Consider the following 19651-nt stretch of genomic DNA (forward strand, 5'->3'; position numbering starts at 1 on the left):
TAAACCACTATGACAAATGACGCGCTTATTGCTGCTCTTGCCCATCTAGTATCAGAAGGTCGTAACCCAGATACGATGGACATCGATTTACTGCCCTCTCTGGACATTGTTCAGCGACTTAATCAGCAAGATAAGCTCGTACCACTTGCGGTTGAGAAGGTTTTACCCGAAATCGCACTCGCGGTGGATAAGATCACCGACGCATTTAAAGTCGGCGGTCGTCTAGTTTACATGGGCGCAGGCACCAGCGGCCGTTTAGGTGTACTTGATGCATCGGAATGTCCGCCAACATTTGGCGTATCTGACAAGATGGTGGTTGGTCTGATTGCGGGTGGTCCAGAGGCGATTCTAAAAGCAAAAGAAGGTGCGGAAGATTCGCCGGTTTTAGGTGAGCAAGACCTAAAAGACATCAAATTCACAAATCTCGATGTTGTCGTCGGTATCGCTGCAAGTGGCCGAACACCTTATGTTATTGGTGGTTTGGAGTACGCCAACGAGATCGGTGCAACCACGATTGCGCTATCTTGTAATCCAGATTCGCCAATCGCCGACATAGCCGACGTCGCAATTAGCCCTGTTGTAGGCCCTGAAGCATTGACTGGCTCAACACGTTTGAAATCAGGTACCGCGCAGAAACTGGTGCTAAACATGCTAACAACCGCAAGCATGATCCGTTTGGGCAAGAGCTATCAAAACCTGATGGTTGATGTGAAAGCAACCAACAATAAACTCGTCGCACGCGCAGCGCGAATTGTGATGCAAGCGACCGATTGCAGCAAAGAACAAGCAACCGAAGTGCTTAAGCAGACGGATTATGAGGTGAAACTGGCGATCTTAATGATCCTGACCGATCTTGATATTGATTCTGCTCGTGCCCACCTACACCACCAAGACGGCTTCTTACGCAAAGCAGTGGAAACCACCAGCCGAAATAAATCTTGAGTCCGGCAACTCAAACCTGTAGATACAAGACAAACAAAAAGGAGACCTCGTGGTCTCCTTTTTTATTTTAGATATCAAGATTTAGTCTTCATACAACCATTCATCAAACTCTTGGTTAAGCTTGTCATTTGCTTTACGTTTGATGTGATCAGGATTCGTTATGTTCTTAACGTTCTCTACTTTATTGGTGTACTTGCGAGTGGTTTGGTTTACTTCTCGCTTCACTTGGTTCTCGACATAAGTACCGTCAGTGACTTCTTTAATATTGCGCTTGGTATTGTTGATGGTATTGGTAATACGATGCTTATCGTGATCGTATTTACGCTTCATCTTAATCGACTCTTTCAACACGTTGGTCGCACCGACCGTTAAGGGCAACAATGCTAATGCGACCAAAAAATACTTCTTCATGTTTTCATTTCACTTCTGATTGAATCTCAAGCCATAAGTACAGCAAAGCAATAAAATTCAAATGTCAGAAGATCAACAAGCAAAACCACAGTCTTGATTATGAAACAGATCTAGTTGCTGTATTCGTTCCAGCCACGTTGCCATTCCATACGGAACTTTTGTGCCCCAGGCGTTCCCTCACATACACCTTCATAATACTGACCAGATAAGCCCATTTGGTAAGCAAAATCAGGATTACAATATTCCGTCACCCCTTCAAGGTAACCTTGGTCATAATCGCCTTGCTTTACATTTCCTAACGAGCGAAGTTCTTTCATGGTACGAGAGGTATGCCCAGCGACACCATCTTGATAACCGATCTGGTACCAATCTCCGGACTGCGCCAGTTCTTCCGTTGTTGCAGCACACCCTGCTAGTAAAGCCAGCGCCAAGCCTAACGTTGCCTTTTTCATCATTCTTCCTTAACTAATTGTTTTCAAAACAAGCTTACCACTAAAGCCTGTGCTTTGCCGCTTATCTGTTGATTTCACCACTTAACTCTTGAGTTCGCCACTCACCCTTAATAGCCACCGCTTAATGGTTAATAGAACCACTCAGTCCTGAGCACGACCACTAGGCAAACGATAAAACCACTTAACCGTTATATCGACCACTCGCTTCTCTATTCGACCACTCATCCACAGAGCGAATGCACTTAACAAAAGAGATGAATACCATACATCCTGAGCTTAAAAAATTACCCTACCTAACAAACCAAGGACAATTGCTATGATATGGTTTCTAACCTGTGTCGCAGCCCTCATCGGCGGATACTTCATCTACGGTGCTTTCGTTGAGAAGATTTTCGGCATCAATGAGAATCGTCAAACGCCAGCTCATACTAAAACGGACGGCGTTGACTACGTTCCAATGTCAACCAAGCGTGTTTACCTTGTTCAGCTTCTGAACATCGCAGGTGTTGGTCCTATCTTTGGCCCAATCATGGGTGCCCTATACGGTCCTGCTGCAATGCTTTGGATTGTTGTTGGCTGTATCTTTGCAGGTGCGGTACACGATTACTTCTCAGGCATGCTTTCTGTTCGTAACGGCGGTGCATCAGTACCAACGATTACGGGTCGCTACCTAGGTAATGGCGCAAAACACTTTATGAACATCTTTGCCATTGTCCTATTGCTTCTTGTTGGTGTGGTATTCGTATCAGCGCCAGCAGGCATGATCACGAACCTAATCAACGACCAAACTAGCTTTAGCGTAAGCATGACAACTATGGTTGTGTTGATTTTCGCTTACTACATCATCGCGACAATTGTTCCTGTAGACAAAATCATCGGTCGCTTCTACCCATTGTTTGGCGCGCTACTGATCTTCATGTCTGTAGGTTTAATGACTGCTATTGCTTTCTCTAGCGAACACACTGTGATGGGTGACTTCCAAGTAAGCGACATGCTAACTAACTTGAACCCGAACGATATGCCTCTATGGCCTGCACTATTTATCACTATCGCATGTGGTGCTATCTCTGGCTTCCACGCAACTCAGTCTCCACTGATGGCGCGTTGTATGGAGAATGAGAAGAACGGTCGCTTCGTATTCTACGGTGCAATGATTGGTGAAGGCGTTATCGCGCTAATCTGGTGTGCTATCGCTCTGTCTTTCTTCGGTACACTTGACGGTCTTGCAGAAGCAGTGAAAAACGGTGGCCCTGGTAACGTGGTATACAGCGCTTCATTCGGTCTACTGGGTGTATTCGGTGGTGTGATTGCTTTCCTTGGTGTTGTTATTCTGCCAATCACATCAGGTGACACAGCATTCCGCTCAAGCCGCCTGATTCTTGCTGAGTACTTCGGTATGGAACAGAAAACACTGCGTAACCGTCTTCTAATGGCTCTACCATTGTTCGTTATCGGTGGCATTCTGACTCAAGTAGACTTCGGTATCATCTGGCGCTACTTCGGCTTCGCAAACCAAACAACAGCAGTAATGATGCTTTGGACTGCATCGGCTTACCTACTACGTCACAACAAACTGCATTGGATTACGACTATCCCAGCAGTATTCATGACAACCGTGTGTGTAACTTTCATTCTAAACAACAGCACGCTAGGTTTTGGTCTGCCAATGCAAATCTCAACCATCGTAGGTATTGTGTTCTCACTAGCGGTAACGGCTTACGTTATCAAGATTTCTAAAGGCAAAGGTGAGACTGAGCTAGCAGATGACGAGAAGCCACAAGCAGCCTCAGAAACCGCATAATGAATACCTTCGCTTGCTAACCGATTCATTATCGATATCTGGATAAAACCAAGAGCCTGCCCTTCGCAGGCTCTTTTTGTTTCTCTTCGAAGATTTAATTCACTTACAATAAAAACATCATTTTTAGGTTAGGTTCGTTATGGAACTGGTCATCTCCCTTCTACAACAAATGTGTGTTTACTTAGTGCTGGCTTACATGCTGAGTAAAACGCCGATCATTTTGCCTCTGCTGAGTATCTCTTCACGCCTCAGCCATCGGCTCATTTGTTATGTGCTCTTTTCTGGCTTTTGTATCCTAGGCACCTACTTCGGCTTACAGATTAACGACGCCATCGCCAACACTCGTGCTATTGGTGCGGTAATGGGCGGATTATTTGGCGGGCCGGTTGTCGGCTTTGCGGTTGGTTTTACTGGCGGCATCCATCGCTACACATTAGGGGGGTTTACAGACTTAGCCTGTGCTATATCGACCACAGCTGAAGGCTTAATTGGCGGCTTATTGCACGTTTACCTGATTAAGCGCAACAAAGGCGCAATGCTGTTTAATCCAAGCGTGGTATTCAGCGTGACCTTCGTAGCAGAGATCGTACAGATGATTCTGTTGCTTGCCGTTGCAAAACCATTCGACCAAGCCTATGAACTCGTTTCAGCGATTGCAGCCCCAATGATCATCGCGAACTCCGTTGGTGCTGCTCTGTTTATGAGTATTCTGCAAGATCGTAAAACCATTTTTGAAAAGTATTCGGCGACCTTTTCCCGCCGAGCATTAAGCATTGCCGACCGCTCAGTTGGTATTCTCAGCACCGGATTTAACAGCGAAAATGCCGATAAGATCGCCCGCATCATTTATGAAGAAACCAAAGTAGGCGCGGTCGCTATTACTGACCAAGAAAAGATTCTGGCTTTCGTTGGCATCGGTGATGATCACCATAGGCCAAATACTCCAATCTCATCGCAAAGCACACTCGATTCAATGGAGAAGAATGACATTATCTACCTTGATGGCAGTGAGCGCCCTTACCAATGCTCATTAGCGAAAGATTGTAAGTTGGGCTCTGCGCTGATCATTCCTTTGCGCGCAGGTAAAGAGGTAGTGGGAACTATCAAACTCTATGAGCCAAAACGCAAACTGTTCTCTACTGCGAACATGTCAATGGCAGAAGGCATTGCTCAGCTTCTATCGAGCCAAATCTTGTATGGCGATTATCAGCAGCAGCAAACCCTACTGGCTCAAGCAGAAATCAAACTGCTGCACGCTCAAGTGAACCCACACTTTTTGTTCAATGCACTTAATACCATCAGTGCCATTACTCGTCGTAACCCTGATAAAGCACGAGAACTGATCCAAAACTTGTCGCACTTCTTCCGCAGTAACTTAAAACAGAACATCAATACGGTGACGCTGAAAGAAGAGTTAGCACATGTGGATTCTTACCTTTCTATTGAGAAAGCGCGCTTTACTGATCGATTGGAAGTCGAGATCAACATTGAACCAGAACTGCTCGATATCAAGTTACCGAGCTTTACTCTTCAACCGCTAGTTGAGAACGCCATCAAACATGGTATTTCCAATATGCTAGAAGGTGGCAAAGTAAAGATTTACAGCCAAACACACCCGCAAGGCGCACTGATAACGGTTGAGGACAACGCAGGAAGCTACCAGCCGCCAAAAGAGAATCATTCTGGTTTAGGCATGGAAATTGTCGACAAGCGCTTATCGAATCAATTTGGGCGTGATTCAGCGCTAAAAATTACCTATCAGCAGCACCAATTTACTAAAATGAGTTTTATCATTCCCCACTCGCGATAAGCACAGTTAAAACGCATAAAGGTAATTTTGGATGTTAACCGCTCTCGTCATTGATGATGAACAGTTTGCTCGTGAAGAGTTGGCAGAACTATTGGCTGAAACGGGTCACATAGAAGTGATTGGCGATGCGTCAAACGCCATCATGGGGCTTAAGAAAATCAATGAGCTGAAACCGGATGTGGTTTTCCTAGATATCCAAATGCCTCAGGTGACGGGCATCGAGCTACTGGGTATGTTAGATCCAGAGACCATGCCCTACGTGGTATTTGTGACCGCTTACGACCAATATGCGATTCAAGCTTTCGAAGACAATGCGTTTGATTACCTGCTGAAACCCGTCGATCCATGTCGTTTGACGAAAACAGTAAAACGCCTTAATAAAGTCATGAGTCAATCCGCGCTCACTCAGCAACTGTCTGCCATCGCCCCAGAGAGCCTAGATCAGATTCCTTGCATTGGACACAACCGCATTGTGATCATGGCAACCGAAACGGTTGAGTGTGCTTACAGTGACATCAGTGGAGTACATGTACGTTCCACCAGCCAAACAGCCAGCACACAGCTCACGCTAAAAACCTTGGAAGAGAAAACCCCATTGGTGCGTTGTCATCGACAGTATCTGGTTAGCATCAAAGCCATCAGCGAGATTAAGCTGTTAGAAAACGGATTGGCCGAAATCATTACCAAAACAGGTTTTGAGATCCCGGTGAGCCGTCGTTACCTAAAGGTGCTCAAAGAGCTATTAGGTATCAGTCACTAAGCTCAAATTCTGGCGAAATCATGTAGAAATTACCAATGAAAAAGGCGACCTTGTGGTCGCCTTTTTGGTGTTTGACTCGTCTTAATCGACTTGCTTGATTTGCAGTTCTTTTGGTACTTCGAAGAACATGTTCTCTTCACGACCAAGCACTTCATCAACCGCTTCTGCGCCAACCAACTCTTTAATGCGATCTAAGATTTGATTCACCAACTCTTCTGGTGCAGATGCCCCCGCCGTCACGCCAACTTTTACCTTACCCTCAAACCACTCAGGCATAATGTCTTCTGGGCAGTCTGTTAGGTAACCTGGTGTGCCTAGTTTTTCAGCCAGCTCTTTTAAGCGCGTTGAGTTCGATGAGTTTTTAGAACCCACGACAACCATCACATCAACATCAGCAGAAAGCTCACGCACGGCATCTTGACGGTTTTGCGTCGCGTAGCAGATGTCGTCTTTACGAGGACCTTGGATGTCTGGGAATACGCGACGTAGCTCTTCAATTACGTCAGCAGTTTCATCAACAGACAGTGTCGTTTGGCTCACGTAGTGCAGATCCGATGGATCTTTCACGATCGCTTTTAGCTTCTCAACATCGGCTGGCGTTTCCACAAGGTACATGCCGCCTGTATCACTTGAATACTGACCCATCGTGCCTTCCACTTCTGGGTGACCAGCGTGACCAATCAGTACCACTTCCATATTGCGACGGCTTGCACGCGCTACTTCCATATGTACTTTGGTTACCAGCGGACAGGTCGCATCGAATACCGTTAGGTCACGAGACTTCGCTTCTTGACGAACAGCTTGGGATACACCATGAGCGGAGAAAATCACAATGTTGTTGTCTGGCACTTCGTGCAGTTCTTCAACGAAGATAGCACCACGCTGTTTTAGACCTTCAACCACAAAACGGTTATGCACCACTTCATGTCGAACATAGATAGGTGGCTGGTACATCTCTAGCGCACGCTCTACGATGCTAATCGCGCGGTCAACACCAGCACAGAAACCACGTGGGTTAGCTAACAGGATTTTCATTTCATTGCTCATGGAAGTTATCTTTTATTTGGTTCGCTATTCTACTGACAAAATTTCGACTTCGAAAGTCACGTCTTGTCCCGCGAGTGGATGGTTGAAGTCCACAGTTACTGAGTCGCCAGCAATCTCAGTAATGATGCCCGGGATTTCCATTCCATCAGGACCGCTAAATGCCATGATCGTGCCGACTTCAACTTCCGCTTCGCCAACAAATTTAGTGCGGTCCATATGGTGGATATGGTCTGGGTTTGGCATACCAAAAGCGTCCGCCGCTTTTAGTTCAATTGCCTTTTGCTCGCCTACTTGTAAGCCTAGTAGGCATTGCTCAAAGTTCTCACTCAAGCTGCCATCGCCCATAATGAACTTAGCAGGCTTGCCCATATTATGCGTGCTGTCCGCTACAGAGCCATCTTGCATTTTGATGGTGAAGTGCAGCGTTACTGCTGAATCTTGATTTATTGTTGTCACGTTACTGCTTCCTTGTTCTTGGGTTTCCTGCGCCCTATCTGATCACGTACTGTGATTGCTTTTTATTGTACGAAGATGCGCGGATTGGGCTCCAACATAATAAAAAGCGTCGTCCGAATCAACGGACGACGCTTAGGGTTATTCGATATATCGCAAAAGATTACTTGTCAGCGTCCTTTTTGCGGAAGCCATCAAGAATGATCATTGCCGCACCAATACAGATCGTTGTATCTGCAAGGTTGAATGCTGGCCAGTGGTAGTTACCCCAGAAGAAGTCTAGGTAATCAACAACAAAGCCGTGAACAACACGGTCAAACACGTTGCCCACTGCACCACCAATAATCAGTGCGTAAGCGATGTTGTTCCACTTTTCTTTGGCTGGAAGCTTGCTCATCCAGTAGGTCAAAAGACCTGTCACAACAAACGCGATACCTGTAAACAACCAGCGCTGCCAACCTGCTTGATCGCTCAAGAAGCTGAATGCTGCACCGTAGTTATGAACATAAAGTAGGTTGAAGAATGGCAGCACCTCAATTCGGTTTGCCCATCCGTAGCCCATGTTGTCCATCACCACCAATTTGATGCCAATATCTGCAATAAATACCAGAATTGCTAACCACAGCCAGCGAACTCCAGATTGCTTTAACGTCAGTGCTTTTTCACTCATTACTTTACCTACAAACAGCCCCAGTAAATACTGGGGCTGTTAATTTAAAAAAAAGTTCAGTCGTTCTAGGCAATTACGCGAATTTACGTACTTCACCTTCGCCGTCTACGTTAGACACACAACGACCACAGATCTTCTCGTGACCTTCGATTGTGCCTACGTCTGGCGTGTGGTGCCAACAACGGTCACACTTCTCGCCTTCAGCAGCTGCTACTTCAACAAACAAGCCTTCGATATCTGTCGCTTGTGCTGCACCCGTCTTCTCACCTAGAGGCTTAACTTTCGCAGCAGATGTTAGTAGAACAAAGCGCAGTTCATCTTCAAGTTTGTTGATCTTCGCCGCTAGTGCGTCATCAGCAAATAGAGTCACTTCAGCTTGTAGTGCACCACCAATGGTTTTCTCTTTACGCGCATCTTCTAGAAGTTTGTTAACCGCACCACGAACCGCTTGGATCTCAGTCCAGAATTCGTTGTTCAGCTCTTCACCTTCAGCAAGACCGAATAAGCCGTCGAACCACTCACCAGTGAATACGAACTTGTCGCGTTGACCTGGCATTTCGTTCCAGATTTCATCTGCTGTGAACGACATGATTGGCGCCATCCAACGAACTAGCGCTTCTACGATGTAGTAAAGTGCTGTCTGACAGCTACGTTGAGCGTTGCTGCCACGTTTTGCTGTGTACTGACGGTCTTTAATTACGTCTAGGTAGAAAGAGCCCATTTCGATTGAACAGAATTGCATTAGACGCTGAGTTACACCGTGTGTGTTGTACTCTTCGTATGCTTTAACAATCTCTTCTTGTGCTGCTAGTGCACGACCAACCGCCCAGCGGTCTAGCGCAACCATCTCTTCAACAGGAACGATGTCTGTTTCAGGGTTGAAGCCGCTTAGGTTAGCAAGGAAGAAACGCGCTGTGTTACGGATACGACGGTAAGCATCTGCACTACGTTTTAGGATTTCATCAGAAACCGCAACTTCACCAGTGTAATCTGTAGAAGCAACCCATAGACGAAGAATGTCAGCACCTAGCTTGTTAGTTACGTCTTTTGGCGCAACCACGTTACCGATAGATTTAGACATCTTACGACCGTGACCGTCAACCACGAAACCGTGTGTCAGTACTTGTTTGTAAGGCGCTTCGTCTTTCATCGCGATAGATGAAATTAGAGAAGACTGGAACCAACCACGGTGTTGGTCAGAACCTTCTAAGTATAGGTCTGCACTGTTGCCGTTGTACTCTTCACGAGCATCAACAACAGAGAAGTGAGTCACACCTGAATCGAACCATACGTCTAGCGTATCTAGTACTTTTTCGTATTGGTCAGCGTCTGCACCTAGTAGTTCAGCTGCATCGACATCCCACCATGCTTGGATGCCTTTCTCTTCAACCAGCTTAGCGACTTTCTCGATCAGCTCTAGCGTGTTTGGATGAAGTTCTGCTGTTTCTTTATGAACAAACAGAGCAATTGGCACACCCCAAGTACGTTGACGAGAGATACACCACTCAGGGCGACCTTCGATCATACCTTCGATGCGGCTTTGACCCCACTCAGGCATCCACTCTACGTTCTTGATTGACTCTAGTGCTTTAGCACGTAGGCCAGCTTGGTCCATAGAAACGAACCATTGAGGCGTAGCACGGAAGATGATTGGAGTCTTATGACGCCAACAGTGCGGGTAGCTGTGCTCGTAAGCGTGGTGGTGTAGTAGTGCACCTTTTTCTTTCAGTACTTCTACTACCGCATCGTTCGCTTTAAATACGTGCTGACCAGCAAATAGCTCTGTATCTGGTAGGTAAACGCCGTTTGAGCCAACTGGGTTTGCTACTTCTAGGTTGTACTTATTACCAACCGCGAAGTCTTCTTGACCATGACCAGGTGCAGTGTGAACAACACCAGTACCTGAATCAGTCGTAACGTGATCACCAAGGATCGCCGGTACAGTGAAATCGTAGAATGGGTGTTGGAATTGAGAAAGCTCAAGATCCGCACCTTTAGCAAAGCCAAGGTTGTGGAAGTGCTCGATACCTGCACGGTCCATTACGTCTTTCGCCAGCTCAGCAGCAACGATGATACGCTCAGCGTTGTCGCCTTCTGTTTGGATAAGTACGTACTCTAGATCATCACGTAGACATACTGCGCGGTTTGCTGGCAGTGTCCAAGGTGTTGTTGTCCAGATAACGATAGATACGTCACCGTGACCTTCATGACCTTCTGTCAGTTCAAACTTAGATAGCAGCGCCGCTTCGTCAGCCGCTTTAAAACGAACGTCGATAGATGGCGATACTTTATCTTTGTACTCAACTTCCGCTTCAGCAAGAGCTGAGCCACAGTCTGTACACCAGTGAACTGGTTTAAAACCTTTCAGTAGGTGACCTTTGCTTGCGATCTTACCAAGTGCACGGATGATGTTCGCTTCAGTTGCGAAATCCATAGTGCGGTATGGCTTGTCCCATTCACCCATGATGCCAAGACGCTTGAAGCTCTCTTTTTGACCTTCAACCTGACCTGCAGCGTACTCACGACATTTCTCGCGGAACTCAGCTGCTGTCACTTTTTGACCTGGTTTGCCGACTTTCTTCTCTACCATCAATTCGATTGGTAGACCGTGGCAGTCCCAGCCTGGGATGTAAGGTGCGTCAAAACCTGAAAGTGTTTTGGATTTAATAATAATGTCTTTAAGAATCTTGTTTAGTGCGTGACCAATGTGAATGTCACCGTTCGCATAAGGAGGGCCATCGTGCAGTACGAATGACTTTTTGCCTTTTTTAGCTTTACGGATTTCACCGTAAAGATCTTCTTTGTACCAACGCTTAAGCATTTCTGGCTCACGATTAGCCAGGTTGCCGCGCATTGGAAACCCTGTTTCAGGTAAGTTCAGGGTATCTTTATACTCACTCATCGATTCTTAATTCCGTTATATTGGGCGAAAATTAGACATTATGTTGAACGGTGGAATAAACCGCTCAACGCTTAAGCTGACGCAGCCACACCCTTGCTGCTTCAGCATCCAATACGATTTGTTGTTTAAGTGCTTCAAACGACTCAAACTTTTGCTCGTCTCTAAGTTTATGCAAAAGTTTCACTTCTAGCTGTTTACCATATAAATCAGCATGAAAGTCGAATAAGTGTACTTCTAACTGTTGGCGAACACCATTAACTGTCGGTCGTTGACCAATGTTAGCAACGCCACCAATCGGCTTATCTCCTAAGCCAAGCGCTTGAACAACATAGACTCCGGAAACCGGAGAAACACAGCGCTTCAACGGAATATTTGCCGTTGGGAACCCAATGGTTCGACCTAGCTTTCTTCCGTGTGAAACACGACCGCTGATGCTGTAATCTCTTCCCAGCATCTCTTGTGCGGAATGCAGATCATCACGAGCCAGCGCTTTGCGAATCGCAGTGCTACTCACTCGTAATTGCTGTAAACAAAAGCTTTGGGTACTTACGACTTCAAAGCCGTATTTTTCCCCTGCTTCTTGTAACATTGCAAAATTACCTGTTCGACCTTTGCCGAAACAGAAATCATCGCCAATGACAAGAAACTTAACACCCAATCGACCAACCAACAAGTCACGGATAAACTCTTCCGCCGTTAGGTCAGCAAAATGACGATTGAAGTTAACGCAAAGCAAGCGATCAATGTCGAGCTTACTCAGCTGAACAAACTTATCACGCAGTCGCGTTAACCTCGCAGGTGCCTTATCTCGAGCAAACAGCTCCATAGGCTGAGGTTCAAAGGTCATCACAACCGAAGGCAACGAAAGTTTCTCCGCTTGCTCAGACACTTGCTGCAATACTTGTTGATGGCCTCTATGTACGCCATCGAAATTGCCAATAGTCAGCACGCAACCATGATGGCGCGACTTGATATTGTGAATGCCTCTGATCAGTTCCATTGGATACTGCTTTATGCCTCTGTTTTTACTTTGCACTGTGTGAAACTGACGGATTATATACCAATCAACCTTATTCTGTCCCAGCTTTTAGGTCTTTTAAACGTACGCCGAGTAAAAACACAACGGCTAGGTAAACGACAGCACCAAGTCCAATCAACATTCCTAGCACGCCACTACGGTGAGCAAAGCTCCAATCCAGCCACACAGACATGTCTTCAAGTTGCCATAAGATAGCCGCAACCATCGCTGCGCCAGCTATCACCAAACGTATAATAAAGAAGACAGTTCGCTTAGTGATTTGGTACACACCGGCAATGTGCAAGCCGCGGTATAGCAGCGCCATGTTTACAAAAGCAGAAAGCGCCGTTGCGATAGCAAGACCAACGTAACCGTAGAAGTATGCAAAGATCGCGTTGAAGACCATATTCGTCACCATCGCAATGATGCCGTACTTCACTGGGGTTTTGGTGTCTTGACGCGAGTAGTAACCTGGCGCAAGCACTTTAATCAGCATGAAGTTAAGCAGACCTGATGCATACGCCAATAAAGAGAGAGAGGCTTGATGTACGTCTTGCGGAGAAAACTCACCGCGCATGAATAGCACCATCAACATTGGCTTCGCTAGTACCATCAAACCAAGCATTGCAGGAATACCGAGTAAGGTAACCATGCGTACGCCCCAATCCATGGTGTGTGCAAAACCTTCACTATGTGCGTCTACGTGTTTACGTGACAATGCAGGAAGAATCACCGTGGCAATCGCGATACCAAACAAACCTAATGGGAATTCCAATAAGCGATCGGAATAGTACAACCAACTGATCGAACCGGTTTGTAGGAAACTGGCAATAAAGGTATCAAACAGTAAGTTGATTTGGCTTACCGACACACCAAACAGAGCAGGAATCATTAGGGTACGGATCTTCACCACACCCGGATCGCGCCAGCCCCATTTAGGCTTAACCATCACTCCCGCTTTAATAAGGAAGGGAATCTGGAATAGAAACTGAACAAGGCCACCTAGCAATACGCCAATCGCAAGACCGATTTCTGGTTGCGACATCTGAGGCGAAATAAACCACGCCGCCAAAATGATCATCACGTTGAGGAAGACAGGCGTAAAAGAAGAGACTGCAAACTTACCTAAGGTATTGAGAATCGCACCAGAAAGCGCAACAAAAGTGATGAACCATAAATAAGGAAAGGTAATCTTGAGCATGACGCTAGCAAGTTCGAATTTCTCAGCTGCCGGGCCGCCATGCATCCAGTCTAGGAACCAACCAAAACCAAACAGCGCCGTTACTACACCAGAACCCAAAACCCCGAGTATGGTAACAATAGAAACAATCACGCCTAGCGTACCGGCCGCACGAGCAATCAACTCGCGGGTTTTATCCATATCCCCTTGTGCGTGACTTTCGGTTAGTACTGGCACAAAAGCTTGAGAAAACGCGCCTTCAGCAAACAGACGGCGTAAAAAGTTAGGGATTTTATTGGCAAAGAAGAAGACGTCGGCACTCGCGCCTGCACCCATCAAGTTTGCTACTACCACATCACGAACTAAACCTAGGACGCGCGAAATTAATGTCATGGCACTGACGATCATGCCAGACTTGAGCAGTCGTTTACTCACTGTAACCTCGGAATATCACCAAAAGATAGCCAACCCTATTCCTCTAAGCCTTTGAAAGCTACAAATGGGCGTTAAAAATATATCCGTTTATTGTTAGATCTAGGCGGATAATTATTAGCAATGGTCTAAAAATGCTGTTAGAATCCCCGCCATCTTAACCGCGATGACCTTTGTTACCAAAATTTGTTTTGGTTTCGATTGGTTTTTGCACAAATCATTTGACATTTAGGCGCAAATGAGGGATAGTCCTCGCCCTTAAATTGTCATAGAAATAAGTTTTTGGGAGTTAGACCCTTGGCAAATAGTAAATCTGCTAAGAAGCGCGCTATCCAAGCTGAGAAACGTCGTCAGCACAATGCTAGCCGTCGCTCAATGATGCGTACTTACATGAAGAAAACTGTTGCTGCTATCGAAGCAGGCGACAAAGAAGCTGCAACTGCTGCATTCGCTGCAGTTACACCTATCCTAGACCGTATGGCGACTAAAGGCCTTGTTCATAAGAACAAAGCAGCACGTCATAAGTCTCGTTTCGCTGCACAAATCAAAGCTCTTTAATAGAAACTTGATTTTACAGTGAAGAAAAAACCGGCTCTTGCCGGTTTTTTTATATCTAAAATTCGTGTAGCTCGAATTCAAGACAATAAAAAAGCTGGCAATGCCAGCTTTTCTTGTATGTGACCTGTCATCACATGGCTTCTGCACAATAAAGGCCATGAAGTGTTTGGATTAATGCCTTCACTTCATCACTCTTTAATGTGTAGTACACCGTTTGTGCTTCTTTTCGTGTCGCAACCAATTCATCGCGTCGAAGCCAAGCTAAGTGTTGAGACAATGCCGACTGGCTCAACTCTAGTTTTGCGCAAAGTTCTCCAACCGAAAGCTCTTGGTTATGCAGCATGCACAGGATTTGTAGGCGTCTCTCATTTGCCATTGCTTTGAGCAACACGACAGCTTTAGCGGAGTTTTTCTCCATTTCTTGTAGATTCATCTGCAGGACCTCTAGCTACAACTTACTTTCCCCAACCCTGGCCAGTTTGTTGTGTTACAAAGATTTTATAATTTCGAGTTATAATTTTGTCGATAGTAATCTATTTATTTGCGCAACGGAACGTGTTCATTCAAACATTTGGCTAAAATCTGCATCGCAAACGTTCTTTACTGCTGGGTGTTGGATCATTCGCTCAGCAAAGATGACGTAATACTCTTCTTTAAGGTCGTCTACATGACCGATCAGCTGCAAATTACGGTCATCTTCGATCTCCGACATATAAACCGTCGGTGCCAAGAAAATCACATCATCACGGTAACGAGCAAAAGCTTTCATTAGCGCTACGTCATCAAACTCACCGAGGACATCAGGTTGCAATCCTTGGCGATCAAACCACTGAAGAACTTTACGTCCCATTGCGGTTCGGCTAGCAGGAATGAGCAGTTTTTTCTTTTCAAGGATTTCAGGGAACTTCACATCGGCGATTTCAGAGGAAGCAAAAAAGCTCATACTGCTTTCGCCAAGCTTTTTACTGTACAAGCCAGGGCTTTGTGTCGAATCTACCGGGCAATCGGAAAGTATCATGTCGAGCTTATGTTGCGACAAACGTTCTAGTAGTAGTTCGTGCGTCGACTCGTAACAGCGTAAGTGAATGCTGTTATCTTCCGGAACTGTCGTCATTAATACTTTGCTAACGAGTCGCTTTGACAATGCATCGGCGACACCGACTTCAAATAGGATATTGGAATGCTGACTATAGTTGACGATATCAAGCATCTCGTAGCTCAAACCAAACATACGATCCGCATATTTAAATACCAATTGTCCAAGCTCTGTTGGCTCAACCGTTCGCCCGTTCCGCTTGGTCAACTTCCCCTTCATACGGTCTTCAAGTGCTTTAATTTGCCCTGTAACAGTTTGCGGCGTGAGAAATAATGCATCTGCTGCTTTTGTTACTGACCCTTGTTTGCACACCATCCAGAAGTAATAAAGGTGGTTGTAATTTAAATGTGACATAGCCAAGCCCTATAAAGAAGATGACACTTTTTATATCAAATGTGACAACGACAAACAATAAGTTCGACAAAACCTACATAAAACTCGAATTAAAAGAGTTTTACCGAATATATCAGTTTCACACTGTCATAAAACTTGAAGCCAAACGCACTTTTTTAATCTTCTCTTAAAACTCGTTAACAAAACAAAACCCAAACAAAAACAAACAAAATCAATGGCTTATTTGTTTGTGAATTTTTCTTCACGAACAACTATTAAAAAGAATAATAAAAATTCTCCATAGAAACCGAACTGTAATATTACTGAAATATTTCATCTCTAACATCGCCCTCAGTTTCAACAACAGACCAAATAAACGAACTGAAAGGTCCACGGAGAAAATTATGATGAACCAAGCTACTTCTACAGCAGCACCAATCTCGAGCACGACTCGCTGGTTACGCTGGGCTAACTTGGCATTCATGTTGTATCTGCTTCTTCTAGCAGTATCTATGGTTGGTAGCGGCTTCAAATGGGCAACTGGCGATCAAGCTAAAGTACTCTTTGAATTTGCGTCTCACCCAGTCGCAGGTCTAATGATCGGTTTGGTGGCTACGGCACTGATCCAATCTTCAAGTACCGTAACTTCTATTATTGTAGGTTTGGTTGCAGGTGGTCTACCTGTAGAAACCGCTATCCCTATGGTAATGGGTGCTAACATCGGTACAACCGTAACGAACACACTTGTTTCGCTTGGCCACGTACGTTGTAAAGAAGAATTCAAACGTGCATTCGCTAGCGCAACAATCCACGACTTCTTCAACCTACTTGCGGTACTGATCTTCCTACCATTGGAAATGATGTTCGGCATCCTAGAGAAAATTTCTCACTGGTTGGTATCACCTCTACTAAAAACAGGTGATATGAGCATGGGTGGTTTTGACTTCATCAAGCCAATCACTAAACCTGTAGTAAGCGCGATTAAAGAGCCTCTATCTACATTTGGTGACACCATGGGTGGTGTAGCACTGATCGCTCTAGGTATCGGTACTATCTTCGTAGCTATCACTGTTATGGGTAAGCTAATGAAGAGCCTAATGGTTGGTCGTGCTCGTGACATCCTTAAGAACGCAATCGGTCGTGGTCCTATTCACGGTATCGTATCGGGTTCTGTAGTGACTGTTCTTGTTCAGTCTTCATCTACGACAACAAGTCTAATGGTTCCGCTAGTAGGCTCAGGTGTTCTAAAAGTACGTGACATCTACCCGTTCACTCTAGGTGCAAACATCGGTACATGTATCACGGCTCTACTAGCAGCAACAGCGGTATCTGGCGAGTTCGCAGTATTCGCACTACAGATTGCACTAGTACACCTAACGTTCAACATTCTGGCGACACTGTTCATCTTCGGTATCCCGTTCCTACGTGAGATTCCAGTGAAATGTGCAGAAGTGATTTCAGAAATGGCTATTAAGAACAAAGCAGTTGTAGCAGGTTACCTACTAGCAGTGTTCATCGTGCTACCAGGCTCTATCCTTGCTCTGACAGCATAATAATAAGATTACCATCGCTTATTTAGGCTCCACTTCGGTGGAGCCTTTTTTCGTTTTGGGGAAGCGAGAAGCGAGAAGCGAGAAGCGAGAAGCGAGAAGCGAGAAGCGAGAAGCGAGAAGCGAGAAGCGAGAAGCGAGAAGCGAGAAGCGAGAAGCGAGAAGCGAGCTTATTTTGTCTTTCTAGGGACAAGTCCCGTCAACACCTTCGGAGCCAAACGGCTTTCATGAACCCTTCAGCATTCACCTCTCGACTCCTAGATCGAAGCGCTCTCATTTCTTAATCACGCAGTAAACTGTGGTAAAAGAGATTCCCGACGACGCTCCTTCGTCGCTTTCGGGAATGACTCCGTTTGATTTGAGAGTGACTGAACGTCATCCTCAAGAGCGAGGCACGAGCGAGTTGGGGATCTTTTATTCCCTCTCACATCTCGGAGCGAAGCGTTCCTAAGGGCGAAACCCGCACCTCCTTTCCCCACCCTTCGGGCGTAAAAAAGCCGCCCATAAAGGCGGCTTAGAAAATTCAATATAGTCGTTAAACTGAGAACGGGTACTGAATTGGGTCGTGATGCTCGTAACCTTCCACCCAGAAGTCATCTAGGGTTACCCATGTTTCCAAATCTTCTAGCGATTTGATTTCTGGGTTGATGTGGAAAGTTGCAGCTTTTAATGGCTCACGCTTCAACTGGATGTCACGCATTGGTGCAAGCTGATCTTCGTAGATATGTGCGTTAACAATCTTGTGGTACGCCTGACCAGGTTTCTTGCCCGTGATTTGCGCCATGATTGCCAAGAACACATACACTTGAACCATATTAAAGTTCAGACCCAGAGGAACGTCACAAGAGCGCTGCGTGCTGTTTAGGTACAGCGTGTCACCTAACAGTGAGAAGTGGTGGCTGTACATACACGGGCGCAAACAGCCCATGTGGAATTCGCCAGGGTTGTAGAAGTTTAGGATTTCACCACGGTCATCAACACCGCGCGTCAAATCATCCACAATCTTACGCAGCTGGTCGATATGACCGCCATCTGGCTTCGCCCATGAACGACCTTGAACGCCGTATACGCGTCCCATGTCGTCTTCACCCTTACGGAATGGGTTGTTCAACCATGCTTCATTTAGGTTTGCGTTCGCATCCCATGTTTTCGTACCTAGCTTACGGAAATCTTCAGCGTTGTCGTAGCCACGGATATAACCAAGTAGCTCAGCAACTGCCGCTTTCCAAAAGCTCTTACGTGTCGTTACTAATGGGAATTGGTTGTTAGCAACATCGTAGGTCAAGTCTGCGTTGATCACCGTTAGGCAGCGTTTGCCTGTGCGTTCGTTTTCAACCCAAGTGCCTTGGTCAACGATACGCTGACACAAATCTAAATACTGTTTCACACCAATTCCTTACTTCGTTTCTGCTTGGACTTTGTCTTGGTAAAGACCACGTTTGTACGCCCAAACCATCATTAGAACACCCAGAATGATCATCGGTGAGGATAGGATTTGTCCCATCGAAATGTAACCACCAAATAGACCAAGCTGTGCATCCGGTTCGCGGACAAACTCAACTAGGAAACGGAATGTACCATATCCAGCTAAAAATAGCCCTGATACCGCACCTAAAGGACGAGGCTTTTTGATGAACCAGTTCAGAATGAAGAACAGCACAATGCCCTCTAAGAACATCTCATAAAGCTGAGATGGGTGACGAGGCAATGGACCGCCATTCGGGAAGATGATCGCCCATGGCACATCTGTTACGCGTCCCCAAAGTTCGCTGTTCATGAAGTTACCCATACGGCCCATGCCAAGGCCAAATGGAACCAATGGCGCGACAAAGTCTGCTACACCAAAGAAAGTGCGACCATTCTTATGTGCGTACCAGAACATGGCAGTGATAACACCTAACAGACCGCCGTGGAATGACATACCACCAGTCCAAACTTTGAATAGGTATAACGGGTCTGCTAAGAACAAATCAAAGTTGTAGAAAATCACATAGCCAACACGGCCACCAATCACTACCCCAAGGAAACCCGCAAACAACAAGTCAGAAACTTGCTCACGCGTCCAACCACTACCCGGCTTATCTGCACGACGATTTGCCAACCATAGTGCGAACATGAAGCCGACTAGGTACATCAAACCGTACCAACGAACAGAAACAGGACCAATAGAGACTAAAACCGGATCAATATTGGGAAATTCAAAGTATCCCTGAGACATAAATCATTCTCTTCTTAT

Annotated in this window: 18 protein-coding genes; 6 read left to right on the forward strand and 12 right to left on the reverse strand. The window is 45.8% G+C overall.

The window, feature by feature from the left end; genetic code table 11:
* Positions 1-9: 9 nt before the first annotated feature.
* Complete coding sequence (gene murQ / locus A9237_RS05690) at positions 10-942, forward strand: N-acetylmuramic acid 6-phosphate etherase (RefSeq protein ID WP_078607826.1); 933 nt, start codon at positions 10-12, stop codon at positions 940-942.
* 81 nt (positions 943-1023) lie between these two features.
* On the opposite strand, the gene A9237_RS05695 is transcribed toward murQ, so the two are convergent.
* Both A9237_RS05695 and A9237_RS05700 read right to left on the reverse strand, forming a co-directional pair.
* Positions 1024-1353, reverse strand: coding sequence for a hypothetical protein (locus tag A9237_RS05695; RefSeq protein ID WP_005440588.1), 330 nt, complete (start codon positions 1351-1353; stop codon positions 1024-1026).
* A gap of 110 nt (positions 1354-1463) precedes the next feature.
* Positions 1464-1805 carry a DUF2799 domain-containing protein gene (locus tag A9237_RS05700; RefSeq protein ID WP_009707688.1) on the reverse strand — a complete coding sequence of 114 codons (342 nt, stop codon included), beginning with the start codon at positions 1803-1805 and terminating at the stop codon, positions 1464-1466.
* Positions 1806-2121: 316 nt separating this feature from the next.
* Here A9237_RS05700 and A9237_RS05705 point away from each other — a divergent pair, with 316 nt between their 5' ends.
* The 3 genes from A9237_RS05705 to btsR all read left to right on the forward strand — a co-directional run bounded on the left by A9237_RS05705 (position 2122) and on the right by btsR (position 6176).
* Entirely contained in the window at positions 2122-3606 is a 1485-nt protein-coding gene (locus A9237_RS05705; protein WP_078607827.1) for a carbon starvation CstA family protein, read from the forward strand.
* A 139-nt stretch (positions 3607-3745) separates the two neighbouring features.
* Positions 3746-5416 carry a sensor histidine kinase gene (locus tag A9237_RS05710; protein WP_078607828.1) on the forward strand — a complete coding sequence of 557 codons (1671 nt, stop codon included), beginning with the start codon at positions 3746-3748 and terminating at the stop codon, positions 5414-5416.
* Positions 5417-5447: 31 nt separating this feature from the next.
* On the forward strand, positions 5448-6176 hold the full coding sequence (btsR, locus tag A9237_RS05715; protein ID WP_005440579.1) for a two-component system response regulator BtsR: 729 nt from the start codon (positions 5448-5450) through the stop codon (positions 6174-6176).
* A gap of 81 nt (positions 6177-6257) precedes the next feature.
* Here the strand turns inward: btsR and ispH are convergent, their stop codons facing one another.
* The 6 genes from ispH to murJ form a co-directional block, all read right to left on the reverse strand.
* Positions 6258-7223: a 4-hydroxy-3-methylbut-2-enyl diphosphate reductase gene (gene ispH, locus A9237_RS05720; RefSeq protein WP_005440578.1), complete on the reverse strand. Its 966-nt coding sequence runs from the start codon at positions 7221-7223 to the stop codon at positions 6258-6260.
* A gap of 24 nt (positions 7224-7247) precedes the next feature.
* Positions 7248-7679, reverse strand: coding sequence for an FKBP-type peptidyl-prolyl cis-trans isomerase (fkpB, locus tag A9237_RS05725; RefSeq protein ID WP_009707691.1), 432 nt, complete (start codon positions 7677-7679; stop codon positions 7248-7250).
* Positions 7680-7839: 160 nt separating this feature from the next.
* Positions 7840-8346 carry a signal peptidase II gene (lspA, locus tag A9237_RS05730; protein WP_005440576.1) on the reverse strand — a complete coding sequence of 169 codons (507 nt, stop codon included), beginning with the start codon at positions 8344-8346 and terminating at the stop codon, positions 7840-7842.
* A 73-nt stretch (positions 8347-8419) separates the two neighbouring features.
* Positions 8420-11248 (reverse strand): isoleucine--tRNA ligase, encoded by a 2829-nt coding sequence (ileS, locus tag A9237_RS05735; protein WP_078607829.1) that lies wholly within the window; start codon positions 11246-11248, stop codon positions 8420-8422.
* 64 nt (positions 11249-11312) lie between these two features.
* Positions 11313-12248: a bifunctional riboflavin kinase/FAD synthetase gene (ribF, locus tag A9237_RS05740; RefSeq protein WP_033006234.1), complete on the reverse strand. Its 936-nt coding sequence runs from the start codon at positions 12246-12248 to the stop codon at positions 11313-11315.
* A 70-nt stretch (positions 12249-12318) separates the two neighbouring features.
* Positions 12319-13881 carry a murein biosynthesis integral membrane protein MurJ gene (murJ, locus tag A9237_RS05745; protein WP_009707694.1) on the reverse strand — a complete coding sequence of 521 codons (1563 nt, stop codon included), beginning with the start codon at positions 13879-13881 and terminating at the stop codon, positions 12319-12321.
* Between the two features lie 294 nt (positions 13882-14175).
* On the opposite strand from murJ, the gene rpsT reads away from it, so the two are divergent.
* Positions 14176-14436: a 30S ribosomal protein S20 gene (gene rpsT, locus A9237_RS05750; protein ID WP_005440571.1), complete on the forward strand. Its 261-nt coding sequence runs from the start codon at positions 14176-14178 to the stop codon at positions 14434-14436.
* A 130-nt stretch (positions 14437-14566) separates the two neighbouring features.
* On the opposite strand, the gene A9237_RS05755 is transcribed toward rpsT, so the two are convergent.
* Both A9237_RS05755 and nhaR read right to left on the reverse strand, forming a co-directional pair.
* Positions 14567-14869 (reverse strand): ArsR/SmtB family transcription factor, encoded by a 303-nt coding sequence (locus tag A9237_RS05755; protein WP_005440568.1) that lies wholly within the window; start codon positions 14867-14869, stop codon positions 14567-14569.
* Between the two features lie 126 nt (positions 14870-14995).
* A complete protein-coding gene (nhaR, locus tag A9237_RS05760; protein ID WP_009707695.1) occupies positions 14996-15886 on the reverse strand; it encodes a transcriptional activator NhaR in 891 nt (296 codons plus the stop codon).
* Between the two features lie 386 nt (positions 15887-16272).
* Between nhaR and A9237_RS05765 the strand changes: the two genes are divergently transcribed.
* Entirely contained in the window at positions 16273-17418 is a 1146-nt protein-coding gene (locus A9237_RS05765; protein WP_027726695.1) for a Na/Pi symporter, read from the forward strand.
* 532 nt (positions 17419-17950) lie between these two features.
* Here the strand turns inward: A9237_RS05765 and A9237_RS05770 are convergent.
* On the reverse strand, positions 17951-18802 hold the full coding sequence (locus A9237_RS05770; protein ID WP_005434888.1) for a thymidylate synthase: 852 nt from the start codon (positions 18800-18802) through the stop codon (positions 17951-17953).
* Positions 18803-18811: 9 nt separating this feature from the next.
* Positions 18812-19633 carry a prolipoprotein diacylglyceryl transferase gene (gene lgt, locus A9237_RS05775; protein WP_005434890.1) on the reverse strand — a complete coding sequence of 274 codons (822 nt, stop codon included), beginning with the start codon at positions 19631-19633 and terminating at the stop codon, positions 18812-18814.
* Between the last annotated feature and the right edge of the window lie 18 nt (positions 19634-19651).

The sequence above is a fragment of the Vibrio owensii genome, from assembly GCF_002021755.1.
Taxonomy (GTDB): domain Bacteria; phylum Pseudomonadota; class Gammaproteobacteria; order Enterobacterales; family Vibrionaceae; genus Vibrio; species Vibrio owensii.

Coding starts and splice junctions, on each gene's coding strand:
- nhaR (WP_009707695.1), bottom strand. CDS start 15,886: ATGTCACATTTAAATTACAACCACCTTTATTACTTCTGGATGGTGTGC.
- lspA (WP_005440576.1), bottom strand. CDS start 8,346: ATGAGTGAAAAAGCACTGACGTTAAAGCAATCTGGAGTTCGCTGGCTG.
- ribF (WP_033006234.1), bottom strand. CDS start 12,248: ATGGAACTGATCAGAGGCATTCACAATATCAAGTCGCGCCATCATGGT.
- btsR (WP_005440579.1), top strand. CDS start 5,448: ATGTTAACCGCTCTCGTCATTGATGATGAACAGTTTGCTCGTGAAGAG.
- murQ (WP_078607826.1), top strand. CDS start 10: ATGACAAATGACGCGCTTATTGCTGCTCTTGCCCATCTAGTATCAGAA.
- A9237_RS05705 (WP_078607827.1), top strand. CDS start 2,122: ATGATATGGTTTCTAACCTGTGTCGCAGCCCTCATCGGCGGATACTTC.
- A9237_RS05765 (WP_027726695.1), top strand. CDS start 16,273: ATGAACCAAGCTACTTCTACAGCAGCACCAATCTCGAGCACGACTCGC.
- lgt (WP_005434890.1), bottom strand. CDS start 19,633: ATGTCTCAGGGATACTTTGAATTTCCCAATATTGATCCGGTTTTAGTC.
- ileS (WP_078607829.1), bottom strand. CDS start 11,248: ATGAGTGAGTATAAAGATACCCTGAACTTACCTGAAACAGGGTTTCCA.
- ispH (WP_005440578.1), bottom strand. CDS start 7,223: ATGAGCAATGAAATGAAAATCCTGTTAGCTAACCCACGTGGTTTCTGT.
- A9237_RS05710 (WP_078607828.1), top strand. CDS start 3,746: ATGGAACTGGTCATCTCCCTTCTACAACAAATGTGTGTTTACTTAGTG.
- A9237_RS05755 (WP_005440568.1), bottom strand. CDS start 14,869: ATGAATCTACAAGAAATGGAGAAAAACTCCGCTAAAGCTGTCGTGTTG.
- A9237_RS05700 (WP_009707688.1), bottom strand. CDS start 1,805: ATGAAAAAGGCAACGTTAGGCTTGGCGCTGGCTTTACTAGCAGGGTGT.
- A9237_RS05695 (WP_005440588.1), bottom strand. CDS start 1,353: ATGAAGAAGTATTTTTTGGTCGCATTAGCATTGTTGCCCTTAACGGTC.